At 73.5% G+C, this 14,727-nt stretch carries 16 protein-coding genes and 1 riboswitch; of the genes, 7 read left to right on the top strand and 9 right to left on the bottom strand.

Features of this window, described 5'->3' with window-relative positions:
• Positions 1–217: 217 nt before the first annotated feature.
• On the bottom strand, positions 218–682 hold the full coding sequence (locus JK361_RS18165) for an outer membrane protein assembly factor BamB family protein (protein WP_201819090.1): 465 nt from the start codon (positions 680–682) through the stop codon (positions 218–220).
• Complete coding sequence (locus JK361_RS18160) at positions 679–1,830, bottom strand: outer membrane protein assembly factor BamB family protein (protein WP_201819088.1); 1,152 nt, start codon at positions 1,828–1,830, stop codon at positions 679–681. Before JK361_RS18160 ends, JK361_RS18165 begins: the two co-directional genes overlap by 4 nt.
• Before the next feature lie 343 nt (positions 1,831–2,173).
• Between JK361_RS18160 and JK361_RS18155 the strand changes: the two genes are divergently transcribed.
• Positions 2,174–2,848 (top strand): hypothetical protein, encoded by a 675-nt coding sequence (locus JK361_RS18155; RefSeq protein WP_201819086.1) that lies wholly within the window; start codon positions 2,174–2,176, stop codon positions 2,846–2,848.
• A gap of 124 nt (positions 2,849–2,972) precedes the next feature.
• Here JK361_RS18155 and JK361_RS18150 read toward each other — a convergent pair whose 3' ends face one another.
• The 5 genes from JK361_RS18150 to JK361_RS18130 form a co-directional block, all read right to left on the bottom strand.
• Positions 2,973–3,215, bottom strand: a complete 243-nt coding sequence (locus tag JK361_RS18150; protein ID WP_201819085.1) for a hypothetical protein — start codon at positions 3,213–3,215, stop codon at positions 2,973–2,975.
• A 79-nt stretch (positions 3,216–3,294) separates the two neighbouring features.
• A complete protein-coding gene (locus tag JK361_RS18145; RefSeq protein ID WP_201819082.1) occupies positions 3,295–4,539 on the bottom strand; it encodes a cytochrome P450 family protein in 1,245 nt (414 codons plus the stop codon).
• On the bottom strand, positions 4,536–5,534 hold the full coding sequence (locus JK361_RS18140) for an amidohydrolase family protein (protein ID WP_201819080.1): 999 nt from the start codon (positions 5,532–5,534) through the stop codon (positions 4,536–4,538). Before JK361_RS18140 ends, JK361_RS18145 begins: the two co-directional genes overlap by 4 nt.
• Positions 5,531–6,418 (bottom strand): NAD(P)-dependent oxidoreductase, encoded by an 888-nt coding sequence (locus JK361_RS18135; protein WP_201819078.1) that lies wholly within the window; start codon positions 6,416–6,418, stop codon positions 5,531–5,533. The genes JK361_RS18140 and JK361_RS18135 overlap by 4 nt, the downstream gene beginning before the upstream one ends.
• Positions 6,415–6,753, bottom strand: coding sequence for an antibiotic biosynthesis monooxygenase family protein (locus JK361_RS18130; RefSeq protein ID WP_201819076.1), 339 nt, complete (start codon positions 6,751–6,753; stop codon positions 6,415–6,417). The genes JK361_RS18135 and JK361_RS18130 overlap by 4 nt, the downstream gene beginning before the upstream one ends.
• Positions 6,754–7,287: 534 nt before the next feature.
• Here JK361_RS18130 and JK361_RS18125 point away from each other — a divergent pair.
• From JK361_RS18125 to JK361_RS18100, 6 genes are all read left to right on the top strand, one after another.
• Positions 7,288–7,638: a hypothetical protein gene (locus JK361_RS18125; protein WP_201819075.1), complete on the top strand. Its 351-nt coding sequence runs from the start codon at positions 7,288–7,290 to the stop codon at positions 7,636–7,638.
• A 119-nt stretch (positions 7,639–7,757) separates the two neighbouring features.
• Positions 7,758–7,878, top strand: a riboswitch (cobalamin riboswitch).
• A 61-nt stretch (positions 7,879–7,939) separates the two neighbouring features.
• Positions 7,940–8,338, top strand: coding sequence for a (2Fe-2S) ferredoxin domain-containing protein (locus JK361_RS18120; protein ID WP_236053174.1), 399 nt, complete (start codon positions 7,940–7,942; stop codon positions 8,336–8,338).
• Between the two features lie 193 nt (positions 8,339–8,531).
• Positions 8,532–9,632, top strand: a complete 1,101-nt coding sequence (locus JK361_RS18115; RefSeq protein ID WP_201819074.1) for an enoyl-CoA hydratase/isomerase family protein — start codon at positions 8,532–8,534, stop codon at positions 9,630–9,632.
• A gap of 357 nt (positions 9,633–9,989) precedes the next feature.
• On the top strand, positions 9,990–10,211 hold the full coding sequence (locus tag JK361_RS18110; protein WP_086692985.1) for a CbtB domain-containing protein: 222 nt from the start codon (positions 9,990–9,992) through the stop codon (positions 10,209–10,211).
• Between the two features lie 22 nt (positions 10,212–10,233).
• A complete protein-coding gene (locus JK361_RS18105) occupies positions 10,234–10,995 on the top strand; it encodes a CbtA family protein (RefSeq protein WP_201819073.1) in 762 nt (253 codons plus the stop codon).
• Between the two features lie 142 nt (positions 10,996–11,137).
• Positions 11,138–11,476: a hypothetical protein gene (locus JK361_RS18100; protein ID WP_201819072.1), complete on the top strand. Its 339-nt coding sequence runs from the start codon at positions 11,138–11,140 to the stop codon at positions 11,474–11,476.
• Between the two features lie 47 nt (positions 11,477–11,523).
• On the opposite strand, the gene JK361_RS18095 is transcribed toward JK361_RS18100, so the two are convergent.
• Positions 11,524–12,105, bottom strand: a complete 582-nt coding sequence (locus JK361_RS18095) for a histidine phosphatase family protein (RefSeq protein WP_201819071.1) — start codon at positions 12,103–12,105, stop codon at positions 11,524–11,526.
• A gap of 274 nt (positions 12,106–12,379) precedes the next feature.
• Positions 12,380–14,698 (bottom strand): 5-methyltetrahydropteroyltriglutamate--homocysteine S-methyltransferase, encoded by a 2,319-nt coding sequence (metE, locus tag JK361_RS18090; protein ID WP_201819067.1) that lies wholly within the window; start codon positions 14,696–14,698, stop codon positions 12,380–12,382.
• Positions 14,699–14,727 lie beyond the last annotated feature (29 nt).

The following is a 14,727-nucleotide window of genomic DNA, read 5'->3' as shown; positions in this document are numbered from 1 at the left end:
GGCCGCCGGAGCCGGTGCGGATTTCGCCCATGGGTCCCCGGCCGCAATGCGGCCGGCTTTCCCGGACGGTCGAAGATCCCCCCGGCACCGGCACCGGCACCGGCAGTTGCAGGGGTACTTCCAGTGGGGCCCCTTCATCACCATCGAGGACTCCTGACGGTCCGGCCGTGACGGGCGGCGGCGCGGCCGGCACGCGCCGCCCCCGGTCCGGGAGAGGTCAGCGCGGGGTGGGTCTCCGGTCGGGACGGGCCGGGTCGAGGGTGAAGAGGGTGCCGTCGGAGGCCGCCAGGACCAGGGCACCCTTGTGGAACCACACGGTGGGGAGCAGGCCGCTGTCGAGTACCTCCGCGCGGGCCGAGGACTCCCACAGCAGGGTGCCGCTCGCCGCGTCCAGGGCGGCCACCCGGCCGCTGCCGCCGGCCAGGTACACGGTGCGCCCGCTCGGGTCCACCGAGACCGTGCCCGGCGTCTCCAGCGTCGTACGGCTCTGCCACAGCCGCTCTCCCGTCGCGGGTGAGACGGCGGTGACCAGACCGCTGGAGGTGGCGAAGTAGACAGTGCCGTGCGCCAGGGTGGGGATTCCTCCCCGGTAGTGCTCGGGCAGGTCCGTCACCGAGCGGTCGGCGGTGCCCGGGTCGACGTGCACGATCCGGGTGTAGATCAGGTCGGGGCTGTTGGTCACGGGCCGGTCGTCCGCCTCCACGAAGAGGAGCCGGCCGTCCTGGACGCCGGCCAGGCTCCGCTGCTGCGCGGGGACGTCAGGGTGCGCTCAGAGGTGCCGGTGGGGTCGACGACGAGCAGCTTCGTGGCGTGGGAGTTCTCGGCGCCGGCGGCGCACTCCACGTAGGGGCGGTCGCCGACGGCGAGCGGCGCGCAGTCGTACCCCGTCGGCAGAGGGATCTGCCGGCGCACCGTGCCCCGGAGTGCGGAGCGGACGGTCACCGTGCTGCCGTCGCCTTCCTGTGTCAGCGTCAGTCCGGCGGCGTAGGCCGAGCCCAGGCTGTCGGTGCGTACCGGGTGGGACCAGAGTTCCCTTCCGTGGGCGGCGTCGAGCGCGAGGACGGACTGGGACCTGCCTGTGCCGTCCTCGTTGGTGATCGTCAACTCGACCAGGACAACGCCTTCATGGATGCCGAGGACGGTCGTGATGTACCGGTCGGCCGGGAGGGAGGCGGGGGTGATGCCGGAGCGCCACAGGGTGCGGCCGGTGGAGGCGTCGATGCGTTCGGGCAGGAGTGCGGTGCCGGCGCAGTAGAGGGCGTCGCCGTGCGGCAGGCAGGTCGGCGCCCTGTCGCCCTCGTACCCAGGCTTCACGCCATGTTCGGCGACCGCGTACGCGGTGGTCTCCCATGGTTCCCAGCCGGTGGGCAGGGCGCTCCACCGGGCGGCGGGTGTGGAGTTCACCCGTGCGGTGCCGTCGCCGTGGCCGTCGCCCGGGACGAACAGGAGGCATCCCGCCAGGGCCGCGGCGAGCGCACCGGAGACGGCCATGAGCGTGCGCGCCGTGCGTGGCCGGGGCCGGCGGTCGGTGGCGGTCTCGCCGGCGGCGCGGGGCGGGGTGCCTGAGGGCGCGGAGGACGTCCACGGGGTCAGGGTCTGCGGTTCACCTGCGGGCGGCTCGGGCAGGGCGTCGGCCAACTCCTGTGCCAGTTGCCCGGGTTGCGGCCGGTCGTCGGGGTCCTTCGCCAGACAGCGGTCCAGTACCGCGCGCACGGGTCCGGTCACCCCGTCGAGGACGGGCTCGTGGTGGACCACCCGGTATCCGGTGAGGAAGGGGCTGTCGGCGTCGAAGGGGCCGCGTCCGCGCGCCGCCGGGTCTCCACACGTCACGGCCGTCGGCCGACCCGGATCTGGCCGAGCGGTGGCACGGCCCGTCGGCACGGGCGGGCGGCCGCCGGAACGGTGCCGATATCCTCGCGGACGTGATCTCAAGGGGAACGACGGGTATGGCCGAGGGGGCGCCGACAACAGCTCGGCTGCGGGATGTGCTGCAGCGTGCCGGGCGCGTCGTGATCGTCGAGGGATCGCCTGCCGATGCCGGCTCAGCCGAGCGGGCGCGCACCGTGGTGACCGGTGCCGGGATCGACGACCTGGCCGGCTGCTGGCCATCGTGGACGGTGGCACCGGCGACCGGTGCCGGTGCCTCGGCTGGCCGACGATCTTGGTGTACGACGTGAGCGGCGAGCTGCTCGCCTGCTGGACCCTGCACCACCAGACCGGTCTGAGCGGGATCGGTGACTGCGACGCCGACCTGCGGGACGGTCCGGCACTCACGGCATGGCTGGCCGAGCGGGGCCTGACCCGATCGCGGGAGGTGCAGTCGGCGCTGGCCGATCAGGAGGCCGAGGAGGAGCGGCGTCGGCTGCGCTGGGTGCAGGCCGCGCCCGCCGGGCTGCGGGACGCGGCCGAAGCCGTGTCCCTCCCGCCGCGGCGTGACCAGCAGACCTGGTCGGGCCGGCTCCGGGACGCCAAGGACCGGCTGGCCGCTCTCGTCCCGCACCGCTATCCCGACGGGATCGAGCGGATCCGTGTCCTGCTGGCCTGGGCCGGCACCGCCTCCAGAGAGCCCACCGGCGGCCTGAAGTGGTACGACTCGGCGATACAGCAGCAGTTGCTGGGTGAAGACCCCGACCTGATCCTCGCCGCACTCGCGGCGCGCCCGCCGGACCCGGCCCAGCTCGACGGCGCGGCCGAGCTCTTCAGCTCCCTCGAATGGACCGGAGCGCACGGCATGCAGCTGCCCGAGCCGCTGAGGTCGACGCTGATCAGGCACATCCAGGCCGACGGCACCGACGCCATGAGATTCCGGCTGCGCCATGGCTACTACGGCGCCGAACGATCCGTGTGACGGCACCTTGCCAGCGGCCGGCGGGAGCGCCCCGGCCGACGGCAGCGCCCCGGCCGGCGGGAGCGCTTCGGCCGGCGGGAGCGCTTCGGCCGACGCGAGCGGCGACGGGACCGCGCCCGGTCCGTCAGTGGTGCCGGGCGGACCGCCAGGCCGAGGCATCGAGGAAGTGGACGTCGAAGCGCTCCTGGTGCGGCATGAGGCTGTCGTGGGACTCCAGCCCCTGGGGGATCCGGCCCAGGGGGCGGAAGTGGTCGAAGCGGTCGACGCCCGGCGTCAGGACCACCAGCAGCTCGGCGGAGACACCCGGCGCCGCGCCGAAGGCGTGCGGTATCCCGGGCGGGACGACGACCAGTCCGCCCTGCCCCACGGAGACCGCGTCCCGCCTGGCGCGTGCACCGCGGGGCGTCCGGCGTGGCCGGGCGCCCCGCGTGCGTGGTGACCCGGCCTCAGCCGGCGGGGTCGAGGACGACGGGCAGTTCCGCCAGGCCGCGGAAGGCGGGGAACGGCACCTCCAGCCACCTGGGCCCGCCGGCACCGTCGGCCAGTGTCATCCGCGGGAACCGGTCGAACAGGAGCGTGAGGGCCAGCTGCGTCTCCAGCCGGGCCAGCGGGGCCCCCAGGCAGTAGTGGCTGCCGTGCCCGAACCCGAGATGGGCGTCCTGCGCGTTGTCCGGCCGCCTCACGTTCAGCTCGTCCGGCGCTTCGAACTTCAGCGGATCGCGGTTGGCCGAGGTGAGCGCGATCTGGACCAGGGCGCCTTTGGGGATCCGGGTCCCGCTGTACTCCAGGTCCTCGGTGGCGTAGCGGAACGTCGCGCTCTCGACGGAGCCGTCGTAGCGGACCAGTTCCTCGACCGCCGCGCGGATCAGCTCCGGGTCCTCCCGCACGGCGCGCAACTGCGCGGGGTGCGACAGCAGGTGGTGGACGGCGTTGCCGATGAGGTAGGCGGTCGTCTTGTGCCCCGCGAACATCAACAGAAAGGCCGTGGAGACGAGTTCGCTCTCGGTGAGCCCGCCGTCGTCGGTGTCCCGGACCGCGGTGAGCGCGCTGAGCAGGTCGTCGCCCGGGTGTTCCCGCTTGGCGGTGATCAGCTCGGTGAAGTACGCGTGCAGGTCCTCCTCCGCCCTCTGCTGGGCCCGCTTGAACTCCTCGCCGAAACCCGTCTGCGCCACGGTGGTGGACAGGTGCTGCATCCGCGTCCGGTCCTGCGGGGGTACGCCCAGCAGGTCGCAGATCACGATGATCGGCAGCGGGAACGCGAACGCCGGGAGCAGGTCGAAGGGCTCTCGGGCCGGGCAGTCGTCGAGCAGGTCCCGGACGACCTCCTCGATCCGCGGCCGGAGAGCCTGCACACGCCGCGGGGTGAACGCGGAGTTCACCAGCCTGCGCAGCCGGGTGTGCTTGGGGGCGTCGGAGTTGAGCATGTTGTCGTCCAGCGCGACGGACGAGTCACCGAAGATCCTCCGGTAGGCGTCCATGGCCCCGTACATGTCCTTGCTCAGCCGCGGATCCGCGAGCGCGGCCCGCGCGTCCTCGTAACGGGTGATCAGGTACGTCTCGTTGCCGTGCGGCGGTCGCATGGGGCAGACGGGCGCCGCCGTGCGGAGATGGGCGTATACCGGGTGGGGATCGCGCCGGAACTCGGGGATGCACCGTTCGGCCGCGGTCACGGCCTCTTGCGTGGTGGTCACGGACGACTCCTGAGGTCGAAGACTTCCTGGGCGTTGCCGCCGAGGATGAGCTGCTGGGACGCCTTGTCGAGCGGCAGCTTCTCGATCATGTGGACGAAGTCCTCCAGCGGCGCGGCCATCGGCGGTGAGTCGGTGCCGAAGAGCATCCGCTCGGGCCCCAGCACCTCCGCGTTCAGGCTCAGGTGCGCCGCGCTGAACGGGCTCGTGTCGACGTACATGCGCCGCAGCGCGGCGGCCGGGTCGGCCGCCGGCTCCACGACCGCCCGCCGGGCGGGGCCCGGGGCGGCGGAGGGCGCCCCGGGCCGGCCGGCGGGCGGCGCGCCCCCGGCCCAGTGCCGGGGGCGCGCCGCGGTCTGCAGGCGCTCCGGCAGCAGCGCCATCGCGCCGCCGCCGGTCGCGCCGATCAGTCGCAGACCCGGGTACTTGCCCAGCCATCCCGCGAACGCGATCATGGCCATGCCCATCGTGACGTCGCCGAAGCGGCCGATCTGCTCGACGAAGCCGATCTCGTCCACCCGTTCCGTGCCGGCCGGTTCGGCCGGGGCGTGCACCAGGACCGGCACCCCCGCCTCCGCGGCCAGCGCGAAGAACGAGTCGGCGCGTTGCGAGCCGAGCAGCTCCCCGTGAACGCTGGACGTGGTGATCAGGCCTACGAAGGCGGGGTCCGCCAGGGTCTCGCGCACCCCTTCGAGGTGATCGTCGTCCCCGAACGGGTTGGCGTAGACGTACCCGCGCAACTGGTCCGGGAACTTGCGGATCAGGCCCGACATCCAGGCGTGGAAGCCGCGCAGCCGGTCGCGGGGCTGGGCGTAGTTGTCGACGCCCGGCACCCGTGCCATCGCACCCGCCCCGACCGGGCTGCCGATGATGGTGAGGTCGATGCCGGCCTCGGCGCGGGCGGCGAGCATGCCGTCCACGTCGGTCAGGCTCGGGGGCATGGGGAAGCGTGCGGCCGCTTCCGGTGGGGACAGGTGCCCGTGGATGTCGATGATCACGTATCGGTTCCCGGTTTCGGTGCGAGTGCGCGGGTGACCGCGGCACAGTCCTGGTCGCCCAGTCCTTGCTCGGTGGCGCGGACGTGGGTCTCCGCCGCGGCGGTCGCCAGCGGCAGGCTCAGGCCGACTGCTGCTGCCTGCTTGGTAGCGAGCATGAGGTCTTTCGCCATCAGCCGCAGCCGGAAGTCCGGCTCGTCGAAGCGGCTCGCGGCCAGGCGCCGCGACTTGAAGGCCATGACCGGCGAGGCGAAACCGCTGCCGGCGATGGTCTTGAGGACCTGCTGCCGGTCCAGTCCGCAGGCGCCCGCCAACTCGGTCGCCTCGGCCAGGGCCTGCACCTCGATGCCCATCAGCAGGTTGAGGAGCAGTTTCATCCGCATGCCGGAACCGAGTGCGCCCAGATGGACCACTTCCTTGCCCAGCGTCTCCAGCAGCGGCAGGGCGGCGTTGAACGCCTGGTCCTCGCCGCCGATGAACAGCCGCAGCTCGCCGTCGCGGGCGTGGTCGCGATTGCCGAGCATGCCCATGTCGAGGATCCGGGGGATGTCCCCGGCGATCTGGACGACCTCCTCGGGGGCGACGGTGCTGGCGCAGAGCAGGACGCCGGGGTAGGGGCGCTCGGCCAGCACGCCGTCCGGGCCGCGCAGCACGGCGGCGAGGGCCTCGCCGTCGGCCACGGCGCAGATGGCGGCGCTCGTGCCCGCGACGGCCTCGGCCGGGTGGGCGGCGACGTGGGCGCCCGCCTCGGCGAGCGGTGCGCTCCGGTCCGCGGTACGGTTCCAGACCCGGACCTGTACGCCCTCCTCGAGGAGGCGGCCGGCCAGCCCGGCGCCCATGGCGCCGAGGCCGAGTACGGCGACGGGGCCGAAGGCGGTGCGCGTCACGACGACACCCCCTTCGTCTCCTTGACGACCCGGAACCGGAGCGACTGCCGCTGGTCGACGAACTCGCGCAACGGGGCCACGAGTTCCTGGTGCTCCTCGCTCTGCTGCCAGGCGAAGAAGGCCTCGGCCGACTCCCATTCGCTGGTGATCACCCACTGCCGGGAGTCGTCGGCGGGTGCGCCGAGCCGCTCGACGATGTGGCCGGGGGTGCCGGCGACGGACTTGCGGAGCTGCTCGTACAGATCCAGGAATCCCTGCTCGCCGCCCTCGATCACGCGGACCGCGAAGACGACGTTCAGCTTTTCGGCCGACTGGCCCTGGTGGTTGGTGCCCATGTCTCCTCCTGAGTGAGATCTGGCGGGACACGACTCCCACGGACTCATGTCGCCCGTACGGCCGCAACTCCGAATGGGGGAGGGGCCAGTGGGGACAAGGGCTGCACGTTCCGCGATTAGCCATTTCGGGTGAGTTGCGGCCCGGGCTCGTGACGCCGGAGGCCGGACCCGGGCGGCCGCGTCCGAACGGGTCCGGGACGCTGGCCCGTTCGAGTGACCACCCCCCCTGCTCCGCGCCGGGCCCGCCGCGTCGGGAGGCATCCGCGCCGGTCGCCGGCGGTGCTGTCGCCGGCCCCGGCGGGAAACGGGTGGGCCGGCGCTGCCGTGTGTGTCGGGCTCCGCCGATGTGTGAGCCCCTGGCATGCCCACCTGCGGGATCCGGGCCCGGCTGCCTCTTTCGGGTGAGGGTGGATCGATTCGGCGGACGGTGACCGCGCGGTGCGAAGTGATCTTGGGAAGGGTGACTGCGCACGTCGTCGCTCCGTACGTCGTGACTCCGCACGTCGTCATTCCTGGTGAAGGGACACCTCTTCCATGCGTCTTCGCAATGCCGCCGTGGCCGCCCTCGGCGCCCTCGCCCTGACCCTCGCCGTTCCCGGCTCCGCCTCCGCCGCGTCCGGGGAGTTCCAGTACACCTACACCGGTCTGGACGGCACGCCCCGTACCGCGGTGCTGGAGGACCCGGACAGCGGGGAGTGCATCACCCTGCCCGAGGTCGCGGACCCCGGGTCCAGTTCCCCGGCCCACTCCCCGCGCAACCGGACCGACGAGTACGCGCTGGTGTTCACCGAGCCCGACTGCACGGGGGACTCGTTCACGCTGCGGCCGCGCACCGGGTACGGGAGCGAGCGGCTCAAGCTCCGGTCGGTCGTCTTCTTCCGCTGACGCGGGGGGAGTCGAGGCTCCCCGCACCGGTCGCCCGGCGCCCCTCCACAAGGGGCCGGGTGACCGCGTGCACGCCCCTGATGGGATGATGGCCGGTGACATAAGGCGACGGCGGTCCGAGGAAGCCGGTGTGAATCCGGCGCGGTCCCGCCACTGTGACCGGTGAGCGAGTTCCGGCAGGCCACCGCCCCCGAGGGGGTGGGAAGGCGGGGCGAGCGGCGACCCGGGAGCCAGGAGACTCACGCGGTCGCCTCCTCAGGGAACACCGGGGCGGATCTCCCCGGGAGGGGAGTGGCGCGGCATGTTCGAGCAGTCGGCGGGAGAGGGACCGGGCGGGGGCGCGCCGGCGGGCGGTCCGGCCCCGAGCCGGGTCGTGGTGTGCAGGGACTGCTGCTGCGGGAGCCCCAAGGTGAGAGGCGTCGATCACGCCGCGCAGACCGCACGGCTGCGGGCGGAGGTGCCGGTGCGCATCTCCGAGTGCCTCGACGTGTGCGATCAGGCCAACGTCGTCGTCGTACAGCCCTCCGCCGCCGGCCGGGCCGCAGGTGCGCGGCCGGTCTGGCTCGGGCTCGTCAACGACGCGGACGCGACGGAGGACATCATCACCTGGGTGCGTGCCGGCGGCCCGGGTGTCGCCCCCCGGCCCGACATCCTCGACCTGTACGCCTTCGCGCCGCCGCGGAGCGGTGCGGGCACCTGACGACCGGGACGCCGAGGAAGCCGGTCGCGCCGGTGTCCGGCGGCCGGTCGCGCTCCGGCCGTACGGGGGCCGGGGCCACCTCGGCGCGTGCGGCTTGAGAAGATCGTCCGCGACCGTGGATGCACCACATCCTGGAAGGAACCGACGAGATCATGCGCGTCATCGTGTCCCGTGGCCCGGCGAAGGCGTTCCGATGAGCGGCGGCGAACAGTCGGTCCGGCCCGGCACCGCCGACCCCGTCCTGCTGCACACCAGGGGACGGGCCGCGTACATCACGCTCAACCGGCCCAAGGCGCTCAACGCCCTCAACCACGAGATGGTCCGCCGGATCGACGAGGCGCTGCGCGCCTGGGAGCACGATCCGGCCGTGGAGACCGTCGTCCTCACCGGCGCGGGGGAACGCGGGCTGTGCGCGGGCGGTGACATCCGCGCCGTCCACGACGACGCCCGCGACGGCGACGGCACCGCCTCCGCCGCGTTCTGGCGCGACGAGTACCACCTCAACGCCCGCATCGCCCGCTACCCCAAGCCGTACGTGGCCGTCATGGACGGCATCGTCATGGGCGGCGGCGTCGGCCTCTCCGCGCACGGCGGCGTCCGCGTCGTCACCGAACGGTCGCGGATCGCCATGCCCGAGACCGGCATCGGCTTCGTCCCCGACGTCGGCGGCACCTATCTGCTCGGACTCGCCCCCGGCGAACTGGGCACCCACCTCGCGCTGACGGGTGCGCAGATCGGCGCCGGCGACGCCCTGTTCTGCGGGCTCGCCGACCACTACCTGCCGTCCGCGGCCCTCCACTCCTTCGTCGACGACCTGGCCGGCACACCTGTCGGGGACGCCCTCGCGCGGTACGTCCAGCCGCCGCCCCGGGCCCAGCTGGCCGAACGGCGCGAGTGGATCGACGCCTGCTACGCCGCCGGCACGGTCGAGGAGATCGTCGAACGGCTGCTCGCGCACGGCGGACCCGAGGCGAAGGAGACGGCCGAGACCCTGCTCACCAGGTCGCCCACCTCCCTCAAGGTCACCCTGGCCGCGATCCGCCGGGCCCGGCGCCTCGGCCCGCTGGAGCGCGTCCTCGACCAGGAGTACCGCGTCTCGTGCGCCGCCCTGAGCACCCCCGACCTGGTCGAGGGCGTCCGCGCCCAGATCGTCGACAAGGACCGCGACCCGCGCTGGTCGCCCGCGACCCTCGCCGAGGTCGGCGACGCCGACGTGGAACGCTTCTTCGCCCCGCTCGGCGAGCGCGAACTGGGACTTGCTGCGCCCGACACAGGCCAGGAGGCGGCCCGCTGAGCCGTACCGCCGCGAACGGCGCCTGGAGCACGCGGTGTTCGCGACCGCCGATGACGCGGGGCAGCGCTTCCCGCGGCCGGGCGATCAACGGAATCCGCCACCGCCGGCCCACGGGCACCAGGACCGGCCGCCCGTGCGAGAGGAAGATCACGCCGGGTGCGGGCGGTCTTGGCCGGGCGCCGGTCACGCGGTACGGTCTGTCCGATATCGACGACGGCGAGTCGGAAGCCGGTGAGAATCCGGAACGGTCGCGCCACTGTGTGCGAGGCGTCCCCTGGTCGTCTCGTGAGTCAGACCCGTGGCCGTCGTCCTGTGCACCACCGAGATGGGACGCGAACTCCCAGAGGAGGTCCTGCCATGGCGCAGACCGTCGCCCAGCCGACAGCCACCACCCCCGCCGTTCCCGCCACGCTGCCGCTGAAGGCGATAGCTCCCTGGGCGGTCTTCTTCGGCATCCTGATGCTGGTCCTGCTCTACTTCGTCGGCGCCGAGCAGGGCGCCACCTCCGTGTTCAACGGCACCGATGTCCACGAGTGGGTGCACGACGCCCGCCACCTGCTCGGTTTCCCCTGCCACTGACGCGAGGGGACAGCGCACCACCATGAACTCCGCAACGGTAAGAAACCTCCTCGTGCGGGGCATGCTCGCCGGCCTGGCCGCCGGTGTGCTCGCCCTGCTCGCGGCCTACCTCCTCGGCGAGCCGAGCGTCGACAAGGCGATCGGCTTCGAGGAAGCCCACGCCCACGCCCACGCCCATGAGCACGAGGTGGAGGTCGTCTCCCGCTCCCTCCAGTCCACCGCCGGCCTCGCCACCGGCGTCCTCGTCTACGGCGTCGCCTTCGGCGGCATCGCGGCGCTCGCCTTCTGCTTCGCCCTGGGCCGCGTCGGCCGCTTCGGTCCGCGCGCCACGGCGCTGCTGCTGTCGGGCACCGCACTGCTCACCGTCTACGTCGTGCCGTTCCTGAAGTACCCGGCCAATCCGCCGTCGGTCGGCGACCCCGACACGATCGGCAAGCGGACCACCCTGTACTTCCTGATGATGCTCCTCAGCGTCCTCCTCGCGGTCGCCGCCACCATGCTGGGCAAGCGCCTCGCGCCCAGCCTGGGCAACTGGTGGGCGACGGTCGTCGCGGTGGCCGCGTTCGCCGCCGTGATCGGTCTGGCCTACGCGTTCCTGCCGGTCGTCAACGAGGTGCCGGAGCACTTCCCGGCCACCCTGCTGTGGCGGTTCCGCCTGTCCGCGCTGGCCATCCAGGCCGTCCTGTGGGGCGGATTCGGGCTCGCCTTCGGCGAGTTGGCCGAACGGCTGCTGAACCCCAAGCCGGCGACGGCCACCGGTCGGGCGGTTCCGGCCGCGCATTGACTCCTTCCGGACAGCAGAGGGCCCTTCGGAACCATCCGGGGGCCCTCTGGCGTTCTCCGGACACCGACGAGGACCGGATCCGCAGCCGTGGCACGGAAGGCCGGTCGGCGGCGGGCACCCGGGCGAGGAGCGGAGGAACCGAGTGGCCAGAACCCCCCAGCCGCGCCGCATCAGGCTCGCCGGCCGCGAGGCGGTCGCCCTCACCCCGGAGGAGTACGAGCAACTGGTCGCCGGCCGACGGCAGATCGGCGGCCAGAGCGCGCGGGTCCGGGTGCTCGCGCACCAGGCCAAGCGCACCGAACAACTCCTGTACGAGCTGGAGACCCTGATAGCCGCCCAAGGGGACGTCTGCCGGGACCGGACCCATGTGCCGTCGGTGACCTGCCCCGACACCGAAGCCGCCCGGAAGGACGCCGACACCGCCTGCCTGCGCTGCGCGGTGGCGGCACTGCTGCGCCGCCACCGCGACGCGACGTCCTGAGGCCCCGCCGTCCGGCGGTCGGCCGGCCGGAGCCTTGTGCGGCACCTTCAGTCGCTCCCCCCTGCGGCCGGCGGGCGGCCCAGCCGTAGGTTCCAGCGTCCGGCCCGGCCGCTGAGTTCGGTCACGGTCAGCGGCGGCACGTCCAGGCGCCAGAACACCGAGTCGGGGATCCCCAGCGCGTCGACGACGGCCGCCCGCACCACCTCCGGCTCCACCACGGCGAGCGTACGGCCCTCCAGGTCCTGCGCGTTCGCCAGCCAGCGCGCGACCCTCGCGCACAGGTCCCGCACGGACTCGCCGCCGTGCGGCGCGCAGCCGGGGTCCGAGAGCCAGCGGCCCACGGCCTCCGGCTCGGCCGCCCCCACCTCGTCCAGCGTGCGGCCCCGCCAGCGGCCCACATCGAGGCCCGCCAGCTCCTGCACCGGCACACCGTCGAGGCCCAGCGCCGCCGCCGTCCGACGGCAGCGCTCGCCGGGGGAGACGAGCACTCGGGCCGCGGAGGGGAGCGCCCCGGCCGCCGACCGGGCCCGCGCCACGCCGGTGTCGTCGAGCGGGCCGCCGTCGTCGAACCGGGCCTGCCGCAGCGAGACGCTCATGGCGGGGGAGACGAGAAGGACTCGACCGGTCACGCGGGTGCTCCTGTTGCAGTCGTCACGGGACGCGGGCCGCCACCCGAGATGTAGGGTGCCTGGGCCCGATGTGGCCGGCCGGTTCAGCGGCCGGGGGCAGGCGGTGCGGCTGCGCACGGGCGTCGGCCTTCCGTTCCTCCGGCCGCCGGGCCATGCGGTGTCCGGCCTGCCCGCCCGCCACGGCCGCGAACATAGCATCGGCGGCAGGAGCCAGGCGCCGCCGGGGCGGCACGGCCGGGGCGGGCGGTCCCTCCCCGGCCGTGCGGCGCCCGTGTCAGGACCCGGAGAGCTCCTGGCGCACCGTGCGGGCCGCCTCCACCAGGTTCTCCAGGGAGGCCCGCGTCTCCGGCCAGCCGCGGGTCTTCAGTCCGCAGTCCGGGTTGACCCACAGCCGCTCGGCCGGGATCGCCCGCAGACCGGTGCGCAGCAGCTCGGCGGCCTCCTCGGCGCTCGGCACGCGCGGGGAGTGGATGTCGTAGACACCCGGCCCCGCCTCACGCGGGTAGCCGTGCGCGGCCAGTTCGCGGGCGACCTGCATGTGCGAGCGGGCGGCCTCCAGGCTGATGACGTCGGCGTCGAGGTCGTCGATGGCCTGGACGATGTCGCCGAACTCGGCGTAGCACATGTGGGTGTGGATCTGGGTGTCCGGGCGCACCCCGCTCGTGCTGAGACGGAAGGCCTCCGTCGCCCAGGACAGGTACCCGGGACGGTCGGCGGCGCGCAGCGGCAGCGTCTCGCGCAGGGCGGGCTCGTCCACCTGGATCACCGGCGTGCCGGCCGCCTCCAGGTCGGTCACCTCGTCGCGCAGGGCGAGGGCGACCTGCCGTGCGGTGTCGCCGAGGGGCTGGTCGTCGCGGACGAAGGACCAGGCGAGCATGGTGACGGGGCCGGTGAGCATGCCCTTGACCGGGCGGCCGGTGAGGGCCTGCGCGTACCGCGTCCAGCGCACGGTCATCGGTTCGGGGCGCGAGATGTCGCCGGCCAGGACCGGTGGGCGGACGTAGCGGGTGCCGTAGGACTGGACCCAGCCGTGCTGCGTGGCGAGGTAGCCGGTGAGCTGCTCCGCGAAGTACTGGACCATGTCGTTGCGTTCGGCCTCGCCGTGCACCAGGACGTCCAGGCCGGCCTTCTCCTGGAAGGAGATCACCTCCTGGATCTCTGCCCTGACGCGTTCCTCGTAGCCGGCGGTGTCGAGGCGCCCACCGCGCAAGGATGCCCGTGCGGTGCGCAGTTCGTCCGTCTGCGGGAAGGAGCCGATCGTCGTGGTCGGCAGCAGCGGCAGGCCGAGATGGGCCCGCTGGGCCGCCGCGCGTTCGGTGTACGCCGGGGAGCGGCGGGTGTCGGCCTCCGTGACGGCGGCGGCACGTGCCCGTACGGCCGGGTCGTGGGTGATGGGGGAGTTCGCGCGGGAGGCCAGGTCGGCCCGGTTGGCGGCGAGTTCGGCGGCGATCGTGTCGGTGCCCCGGGCCAGGCCTCTGGCGAGCGTGACGGTCTCGCGCGTCTTCTGCCTCGCGAAGGCGAGCCAGCGCAGGATCTGCGGCTCGATGTCGCGTTCCGCGGTGGCGTCGAGCGGGACGTGCAGCAGGGAGCAGGACGCGGACACGTCCACCCGGTCCGCCAGACCCAGCAGGGTCCCGAGCGTGGAGAGCGACTTCTCCAGGTCGTTCACCCAGATGTTGCGGCCGTTGACGACACCGGCGACCAGACGCTTCCCGGGGAGCCCGCCGACGGCGGCCAGGTCGTCGAGGTTGGCGGCTGCGGCCTCGGTGAAGTCCAGGGCCAGCCCCTCCACCGGGGCCTTGGCGAGCACCGGCAGGGCCTCGCCGAGCCGGCCGAAGTAGGACGCCACGAGCAGCCGGGGACGGTCGGTGAGGGCGCCGAGGTCACGGTAGGCGCGCGCGGCGGCGTTCAGTTCGGCCGGGGCGCGGTCCTGGACCAGGGCGGGCTCGTCCAGCTGCACCCATTCGGCGCCGGCCGCGCGGAGGTCGGCGAGGACCTCGGCGTACACGGGCAGCAGGCGGTCGAGGAGGGTGAGCGGTGCGAAGCCGGCGGCCACGCCCGGCGCCGGCTTGGCGAGCAGGAGGTAGGTGACCGGGCCGACCAGGACCGGCCGGGCGGTCAGGCCCAGGGCGAGGGCCTCCGTCAGCTCCGTGACCTGCTTGGCCGAGTCGGCGCTGAAGACCGTGTCCGGGCCCAGTTCCGGCACCAGGTAGTGGTAGTTGGTGTCGAACCACTTCGTCATCTCCAGCGGCGCGGCGTGCTGGGTGCCGCGCGCCATGGCGAAGTAGCCGTCCAGCGGGTGGGTGGCGACGGCCTCCCGGTGCCGTGCGGGGATCGCACCGACCATGACGGTGGTGTCCAGGACGTGGTCGTAGTAGGAGAAGTCGCCGGTGGGAACCTCGTGGATGCCGGCCTCGGAGAGCTGCCGCCAGTTCGCGCGGCGCAGTTCGGCGGCGGTGGCGCGCAGGGCGTCGGTGGTGACGCGGCCCTTCCAGTAGCCCTCGACGGCCTTCTTGAGTTCCCGGTTCCGGCCCTGGCGGGGGTAGCCGTACACGGTGGCCCGTGCTGCCGCGGCTGCGGACTTGGTGGTCACGGAGATCTCCTTCGCGAGATGAATCCCTG

Source organism: Streptomyces musisoli (genome assembly GCF_016741855.1).
GTDB classification, from domain to species: domain Bacteria; phylum Actinomycetota; class Actinomycetes; order Streptomycetales; family Streptomycetaceae; genus Streptomyces; species Streptomyces musisoli.
This window is presented reverse-complemented; position numbering and strand designations above follow the sequence as displayed.